This window comes from Butyrivibrio sp. AE2005 (assembly GCF_000686965.1).
In the GTDB taxonomy this organism is placed as follows: domain Bacteria; phylum Bacillota; class Clostridia; order Lachnospirales; family Lachnospiraceae; genus Butyrivibrio; species Butyrivibrio hungatei_A.
Genome location: NZ_JMMD01000033.1, coordinates 22345 through 30452, shown reverse-complemented (window position 1 = coordinate 30452; position 8108 = coordinate 22345). Strand labels below are relative to the sequence as shown.

Below are 8108 nucleotides of genomic sequence, written 5' to 3'. Positions count from 1 at the left end.
CAAACAACTTCCCCAACAGAGTTTTTGATAATGCAATCGTGTTTGTCTTTAGCGACATCAATTCCTACATAAATCATATAGGACCTCCCGAAAAATAGTATTGATACTGTTTTTGATCCACAGGGCTCCTTGCAATCGTAACCTACTTCTTGATAAACCGTCATGCGGTAACTAACTGATTAACAAATAAACAAAGAGACTGTGGTTGGAGCCTTCCAAAAACCGTCTATGCGGTAGGAGAATGAAACCAATCCACAGTATCTTAAATAGCATAGTCGAACCTATAGAAAAGGTAAAGAAAGACTATGACAATACTAATAGTAGGATAATAGAGGATAAGTTTTTTATGATGAAAGAACTGGAATATCCATTTGACAACAGTTACATAATGAAAAAGTCCAAGTCGATAAAGAAGGCTCTTCTTGCTGACGGTTCGGACAGGATAAAGAAAAAGATAGCGGTGCTCGGAGGCTCCACAACTCACGATATCATTAGGATTCTGGAGCTCTTTTTGCTTAACTATGATATAGAGCCTGTTTTCTATGAGTCGGAGTACGGACAGTACTGGCAGGATGCCATGTTTCCTTCGGATGAGCTAAAAGAGTTTGCTCCTGACATTATCTTTATCCACACAAGTAACAGGAATATTATCGAATATCCTACTATGGATGACAGCGAGGCAGCGGTACAGGATAAGCTTGATAATACATTCAGGCACTTTGAGACGATGTGGCACAATCTGCATGAACTCTATCATTGTCCGATTATCCAGAATAATTTTGAGGCGCCTTTTTACAGGCTTATGGGAAACAGGGACGGATATGACATTCACGGAAGGCTTTCTTTTATCAACAGGCTTAATTTCATGTTTTCCGAGTATGCAGGAAAGGCTTCGGGAGATGAAGGAAGCTTTTTTATAAATGATATAAATTATCTTTCAACCTGCTACGGACTTGATGCGTGGTCAGATCCTCTTGCATGGCATATGTACAAGTATGCGCTCTGCATTCAGGCTATACCTACGCTCAGTTTTAATGTGGCAAATATAATCAAGTCGATTTACGGAAAGAACAAGAAGGGACTTGTTCTTGACCTCGACAATACACTGTGGGGCGGCGTTGTAGGCGACGACGGTCCGGACGGAATCGAGATAGGACAGGAGACCAATTTAGGTCAGGTTTATCTTGAATTCCAGAATTATATCAAGGCTCAGAAGGAGCTTGGTATCGTGCTTGCGGTTGATTCCAAGAACGATGAAGAGAATGCACTTGCGGGGCTTAATCATCCCGACGGAGCGCTTAAACCCGATGATTTTGTATTCATAAAGGCAAACTGGGAACCCAAGAGTGAGAATATGAAGGCGATTGCTTCAGAGCTCAATGTGCTTCCGGAATCACTTGTCTTTGTGGATGACAATCCGGCTGAGAGAGCGATTGTTACGGGACAGATTCCTAAGGTGAATGCGCCCGAGATCGATACTCCCGAGCACTATATAAGAATTCTCGATCACTCGGGATTTTTTGAGACAACATCCATTTCTGAGGATGACAGGAAAAGAAATGAGATGTACATGGCAAACAGGAAGAGGACAGAGCTTCAGGAGAGCTTCAAGGATTACAGCGAGTACCTTAAGTCTCTTGAGATGAAGGCTGTCATAGCTCCTTTTGAAAAGATGTACATTCCAAGGATTGCCCAGCTTACAAACAAGAGCAATCAGTTTAATCTTACAACAAAGAGATATACTCCCGATGATATCGAGAAGACCGCAAACGACAGCAGTAACATCACTCTTTACGGCCGTCTTGAGGATAAGTTCGGGGATAACGGAATAGTTTCGCTTGTAATAGGCAAGCAGGATGGCGAAGAGCTTCATATCGACCTCTGGCTTATGAGCTGCAGAGTTTTGAAAAGAGATATGGAATTTGCCATGATGGATACGCTTGCAAAGAAAGCAAGTGAGAGGGGAATAAAGACTGTCTACGGATATTATTACCCCACAGCCAAGAACAAGATGGTCAAGGACTTCTATTCACTTCAGGGATTTGATCTTGTGAAGGAAGATGAAGAGGGGAATAAGACCTACAAGCTTGATCTTGATGGATATACAAATAAAAACAACGTTATAGACGTGGAGACAGTATGTGCGGAATAGCAGGACTTATCGGGTTTAGAGGCGACCTTAAGGAAAACATCGGGAAGATGAATCACAGGATGCTTCACAGAGGCCCCGACGATGAAGGAATCTATATAAGTGATGACAAAAAAGTGGCGCTTGGGCACAGGCGCCTTTCTATTGTGGACTTATCCAAAAAGGGCGCTCAGCCCATGATGTCACATTCCGGACGAAAAGTTATCGCATATAACGGCGAGATCTACAATGCATCCGTGGTAAAAGACAAGCTTATCGCGGAGGGGAAAGTTACTGAATTTAACGGAACTTCCGATACTGAAATTCTTATAGAATCGATAGATGCTTATGGCATGGAAGAGACTTTGACCATGTGCAAGGGAATGTTTGGAATAGCCGTTTATGATATGGACAAAAACACTGTTACCTTTGCGCGTGACAGAGTCGGAGAAAAGCCTTTGTACTACGGAAACGTTGGCGGAGCTTTTGCATTTGCTTCGGATATCGGATGCCTTCGCGTGATAGACGGCTTTGACAATGAGATAAACACAGAGGTTCTTGATATCTATTTTACGGAAGGATATATTCCTGCGCCCTATACGATTTACAAGGGCATCTATAAGCTAGAAGCGGGATGTATCATGACCGTAAATGTCGACGATCTTTCTTCCGAGACAAAGAGCTATTTCTCGATGACGGAAACTGCCGTAAAAGGGCAGCGCAATCTTTTTAAAGGTAGCAAGGAAGAGGCGGCGGAAGAACTTGAGAGACTTCTGAAAGAATCGATAAAAGGCCAGATGGTTGCCGATGTTCCTTTGGGAGCTTTTTTGTCAGCGGGAATAGACAGTAGCACGATCGTTGCACTTATGCAGTCGGTTGCGCCCGGCAAGGTAAGAACATTTACCGTCGGAATGGAAGATAAGAAGTTCAACGAGGCCGAGCAGGCAGGCGAGATAGCAAGGCATCTGGGAACAATTCATACCGAGGAATATATAACAGAGAAGGATGCAAAAGAAGTAATTCCGCAGCTTTCCTTTATGTTTGGTGAGCCTTTTGCGGATTCTTCACAGATTCCGACATATCTTGTTAGTAAGATGACAAGAAAGCATGTTACCGTATCGCTTTCGGGCGACGGCGGAGATGAGCTTTTTGCGGGATACAGATCCTATGAGTCTGTTGAAAGAGTGTGGGGGAAGGTTGGAAAACTTCCGTACTTTATAAGAAAACCCGCATCAATCCTTATGCTTAACAGCCCATATTCAAAGAGCGAAGCGGGGATGGCAAAGGCCATGTACATGGGAGCAAAAGGTCCCGGAGATGTGCACAGGCTTGAACATGAGGGTGACCCGATTGTAAAAAAGATTGCGCTTAAGAACGGAGCAAAGCCTCTTTCTTACAAATATACGGAGATGGATACGAATTTACTTGCAGATCCTTGTCACAATGCGATGCTTATGGATATGCTTGTTTATCATCCGGATGACATACTTGTCAAAGTCGACAGGACAGCAATGGCGGTCTCTCTTGAAACCAGAGTGCCGATGCTGGACAGAGATATACTTGAATTTGCGTGGAGCCTTCCAAGGAATTACTTAAGAGAAGGGAATGTCGGAAAGCAGGTTCTTCGAAACGTGCTCTATAAGTACGTTCCCAAGGAGATGGTCAACAGGCCGAAAAAAGGTTTTTCGATTCCGATAGACAAATGGCTCCTTGATGATAAAATAAGGCAGTGGGCAGAAGCTCTTCTTGATAAAGATAAGATAAGGCAGCAGGGTATACTTGATCCCGATGTTGTAGAGAAAATCTGGACCGACTTCACACAGCGCGGAATTTACAGGATACAGATATGGTATATCCTTATGTTCCAGCAGTGGTATGAAAAAGAGTATATGATCAAGTAATAAAAGAATTATATTTAGTGGCAGGCGCCTGTTTTATAAGAAGGGTGCGTGTTATATGAAAGATTTTTTATGGGTATAACTTCGTTTTATTTTCTGTGCTTTTTTGCACTTGTGTTAATTGCATATTATACGATTCCTCTTTTGTTCAAAAAAAGAGGTCAGTGGGTGGTGCTTTTATTTGCGAGCATCATCTTCTATTTGTTTTCCGTAAATGGGAACTATGTGCAGATTGTATTTCCGCTTGCAGCCTCGTTTACGACATGGGGGCTTTTAAAGCTTTTGGCCGGGACAGAAGAAAAAGAGCTTCTAAAAAGAAGGCTGATTCTTGTTGCGGAGCTTGTTGTTCTTCTTGGAATACTTATCGTGTTTAAGTTCTATAAGTTCATAACAGGTGGCGGTATTACACCTCCTACGGGACTTTCATTCTATACTTTTATTCTTTTGGGATACTTTATTGAAGTTTATAACGGCATCGGAGTAAGAAGGGACAGCCTTCTTGAGACAACTCTCATCGGTATGTTCTTTCCGCTTGTGGTTCAGGGACCTATTATAAAAACCCGTGAACACAGTGGGCAGTTGTTTGAATATCACAAAGCTGATTTTAAGAATCTTACATTCGGAGCGCAGAGAATGCTCTGGGGCTTCTTTAAGATGCTTGTTATCTCGCAGAGACTTCGCACTGTTGTTGATAAGATTTACGCCATTGATGCAGAGTACACGGGAGCATATATCTGGCTGGGTACTGTGTGTTTTGCTTTTGAGTTATATACGAATTTTTCGGGTGGAATAGATATTGTGATCGGTTTGTCCGAGATGCTTGGAATCATTCTTCCAGAAAACTTTACGACTCCTTTCTTTGCTAAGAACATAAGCGAGTATTGGAGAAGGTGGCACGCTACGCTCGGAATCTGGATGAAGGACAATGTCTTTTACCCGCTTCTTCGTACCAAGATGATAATGGGACTTGGAAAAACGCTTAAGAAAGTCTTTGGTAAAAAGAAAGGTAAGCAGCTCACTACTTACGTTGCAATGTTCATCTTATGGTTTTCTGTAGGTTTATGGCACGGAGGAGAGGCAACTTTTGTTATCGGTTCAGGTCTTTTGCACTGGGCATATATCGTGCTCGGAGAAGTGACACTTCCGTTCTTTACATGGATTTTTGAAAAGAAGATGCACATCAATCTGCAGAGTAAATTTGCAAACGGATTCAGGGTTGTGAGAACATTTTTCTTTGTATGCATCGGAGATCTGTTTTTTAGATCAAAGAGTATTCCGCATGCGCTTGGATTGCTTAAAAGAAGCGTGAGTGCGTTTAATCCGCAGATCTTTATTGACGGTAGCTTGTTGAATCTCGGACTTAGTATTTACGAGTGGGGAGTGCTTCTTGTATCACTTGCGGTGCTCATTACGGTTTCAACTATTCAGTACAGAATGGAGCTATCACGTGACGGTAAGATCACAGGCAGCAGATTTGAAGGATATTCAAGCTTAAGAGAGTATATTGCGTCCAAGAAGCTTGTGATCAGATGGCTTGTATATTTTGCCCTGTTTTTCACAGTACTTTTACTTGCCGAGTACGGACCGGGATTTAATCCTGCGGATTCGATATATGATGACTTCTAAGTTTTAATAGCGCGGTTTGCATGCGATTAAGGGAAGTATTATAGGTTGTTGGTTTATAAGGATTTCAGATAAAAAACTATGAGTAAGAAACAGATATTTAAGATAATAATTTTCATAGTGGCGGTTATGTGGCTTATCCCTCATATCACTTACTGTATCAGAACCCCCAGTGATGCGAAGGATAGGTTTGTCGGTTTTTATGCGGAAAAAAAGAATACGATAGATGCTGTTGTTATCGGTTCAAGTCCTGTTCCTTATTGTATTGCTACACCAAGAATCTACGGGGATATGGGGATAACCATGTATCCTCTTTCTACAAACATGCAAAGACCGGTTGCAGCAAAGTATCTTGTGGAAGAGGCTCTTAAGACGCAGGATCCGGATCTTTTTATCTTTGAGATGAAGATGTGGCAGGCAGAGGATGAGCAACTTATAAATGAAGATAAAGATAAGCACATGGGTCACACAAGGGAAGTTACGGATAACATGAAGTATTCTCTTAACAGGATTCGCGCCATAAATGCGATGGTAGATGAAGATTATGCAGAAGATGCTGAGAATGATGAAGATGATGCAGAGAATGATGAAGATGATGCAGAGAATGCTGTGAGTGGCGATGGCGGCAAAGTTAATGAGGATATGAAACGCATTAACTTTTACTTTGATATTTTTAAGTATCATTCAAATTGGAAGACGCTTGTAATGTGGAGCCAGCTACGTACGTTTTTTTATGAGTATCCTGATGATCTGAAAGGTTTTACGTCTTCTGATGAGGTTGGACCTGCGGAAAAAGAGAATTGCCATAATGCTACGGATGTAGTGAAGATGCCTGCTGAGCAGGAAGAATATTTGGCGGATCTTATTTCATGTCTTAATAAGCATAATAAGGATGCGCTCTTTATTATCACTCCGTTTACCGTAAGCGAAGAGGAGCAAAAGAAAATCAATTACATCAGGGATTATGTGACAGAGAGAGGCTACAATTTCCTTGATATGAATCAGCATCTAGATGAGATTGGCTTTGATGAGGCTACCGATTACAAAGACGGCGGAACTCATACAAATATTGTCGGCGCCGATAAGGTGACCGTGTGGTTTGAAGATTACCTGTCAGAGAACTATGTTAAGACAGGCAAACTTGGCAAACATGACAGAAGACACGGCCGCAATTACAATTCCTGGAAGAAGTCCTACGACCTTTGGATGGAAGAACTCTCCCGCAGCGAAGATAAGATCCGTGAACGAATCGCGAACGGAGATTATTGGAAATCGGAAGTAAATGACGAGAATGAAGAGGCAGAATGAAGGTAGGAAAAATATTTTTAGTAATGTTGTGTTTATTACTGACAGCATGCGGTGATAATAAAGAACCAGTTTCAGGTGATATTTGCAGTGACGTATCGATCGAGGAGGCAACAAATACATATAAGGCTGTACGAACGAACTTGGATAATCCAATTGCTCCGTCTTGCAGTGAAAAAGAAGATGACGAGAGGTATAGATCATTTTTTGAAAAAGAATTTGTAGATACGGCTTCAAATTTATGGGGGCGACTATGGATGCCGAGTTTTCTTTTTACTTATGTAGATTTTGATAAAAATGGTTCTGATGAGCTTGTTATTGGAGATGGTGAGGGAATCTATTTTGTTATTACCGAAGTTAATGGAAAATATAATAAATCAGGTTCCTACGGGTGGCTTCAAAATTATGGACCGTTGCCTTCCAAACATGTAGGAAACGGATATTTTATTACAATGGCCGATGGTGGAAGTTTCACAGAACTGACTCATTATGAGCCGGCAATAAATGATATGGGAATCATTGCATATCTTAATGGGAATTATAAATCGAACAGAGGTAGTTGTTGGGATCTTTATATTCTAAAAGAAGGCGGTGTTCCTAATATTCATAAAATTAATGATTACGAAGATTGTTATGGTAATCCAAATTATATGCATTCATCACTGGATTATAGCGATTATGATTATGACGTTGACTTTAACTTTAAATATTTTAAAGGAGAGGGCGGTCTGGTAATGAATGAGCTTGGACTTAAGTATGCGGATCTCGTAAAGTCACATGATGGAGAAAATTGGCTAGAGGAACTCACATGGCGATCTGTTGGTGAAATGGTATTTATGAACAGTAAAATTTATTCTACGAAGAATATCTCGTCGGAAATGTCACATCTTTTAAGTGATGTGACAATGACGGTTTGTATTTATATCAATGAAAATGAAAATATTGATACAATAGAGGATTATATTAATTCTTATGGTTATGATAGAGATGGCTTTATAGGAATGATTCAGGACAGAGTCATGTTTGAAGATAAATATGTCAGATATAACGGGAAAATATCGCATAATCAAATTATAACCGATGATGGTTCATCCATGCACTGTGATGAATTCTATGAACTTGTGAGGGACGTGCTCAAAAACAGCTAAAAAGAA

Annotated in this window: 5 protein-coding genes; all 5 read left to right on the top strand. The window is 41.1% G+C overall.

Going from position 1 to position 8108, the window contains the following annotated elements; genetic code table 11:
* The first annotated feature begins 241 nt into the window (after positions 1 to 241).
* The 5 genes from DL92_RS0114175 to DL92_RS0114155 all read left to right on the top strand — a co-directional run bounded on the left by DL92_RS0114175 (position 242) and on the right by DL92_RS0114155 (position 8102).
* Positions 242 to 2152, top strand: coding sequence for an HAD-IIIC family phosphatase (locus DL92_RS0114175; RefSeq protein ID WP_330371123.1), 1911 nt, complete (start codon positions 242 to 244; stop codon positions 2150 to 2152).
* A complete protein-coding gene (gene asnB, locus DL92_RS0114170; RefSeq protein WP_026656669.1) occupies positions 2140 to 4029 on the top strand; it encodes an asparagine synthase (glutamine-hydrolyzing) in 1890 nt (629 codons plus the stop codon). The genes DL92_RS0114175 and asnB overlap by 13 nt, the downstream gene beginning before the upstream one ends.
* A 69-nt stretch (positions 4030 to 4098) precedes the next feature.
* Positions 4099 to 5652 carry an MBOAT family O-acyltransferase gene (locus DL92_RS0114165; RefSeq protein ID WP_026668097.1) on the top strand — a complete coding sequence of 518 codons (1554 nt, stop codon included), beginning with the start codon at positions 4099 to 4101 and terminating at the stop codon, positions 5650 to 5652.
* A 78-nt stretch (positions 5653 to 5730) separates the two neighbouring features.
* Complete coding sequence (locus DL92_RS0114160; protein WP_026668096.1) at positions 5731 to 6957, top strand: hypothetical protein; 1227 nt, start codon at positions 5731 to 5733, stop codon at positions 6955 to 6957.
* Positions 6954 to 8102, top strand: coding sequence for a hypothetical protein (locus tag DL92_RS0114155; RefSeq protein WP_026668095.1), 1149 nt, complete (start codon positions 6954 to 6956; stop codon positions 8100 to 8102). Before DL92_RS0114160 ends, DL92_RS0114155 begins: the two co-directional genes overlap by 4 nt.
* Positions 8103 to 8108: the final 6 nt, after the last annotated feature.

What these genes read in the sequence shown, in the direction of transcription:
- DL92_RS0114175 (WP_330371123.1), top strand. Translation starts at nt 242, where the DNA reads ATGAAACCAATCCACAGTATCTTAAATAGCATAGTCGAACCTATAGAA.
- asnB (WP_026656669.1), top strand. Translation starts at nt 2,140, where the DNA reads ATGTGCGGAATAGCAGGACTTATCGGGTTTAGAGGCGACCTTAAGGAA.
- DL92_RS0114165 (WP_026668097.1), top strand. Translation starts at nt 4,099, where the DNA reads ATGGGTATAACTTCGTTTTATTTTCTGTGCTTTTTTGCACTTGTGTTA.
- DL92_RS0114160 (WP_026668096.1), top strand. Translation starts at nt 5,731, where the DNA reads ATGAGTAAGAAACAGATATTTAAGATAATAATTTTCATAGTGGCGGTT.
- DL92_RS0114155 (WP_026668095.1), top strand. Translation starts at nt 6,954, where the DNA reads ATGAAGGTAGGAAAAATATTTTTAGTAATGTTGTGTTTATTACTGACA.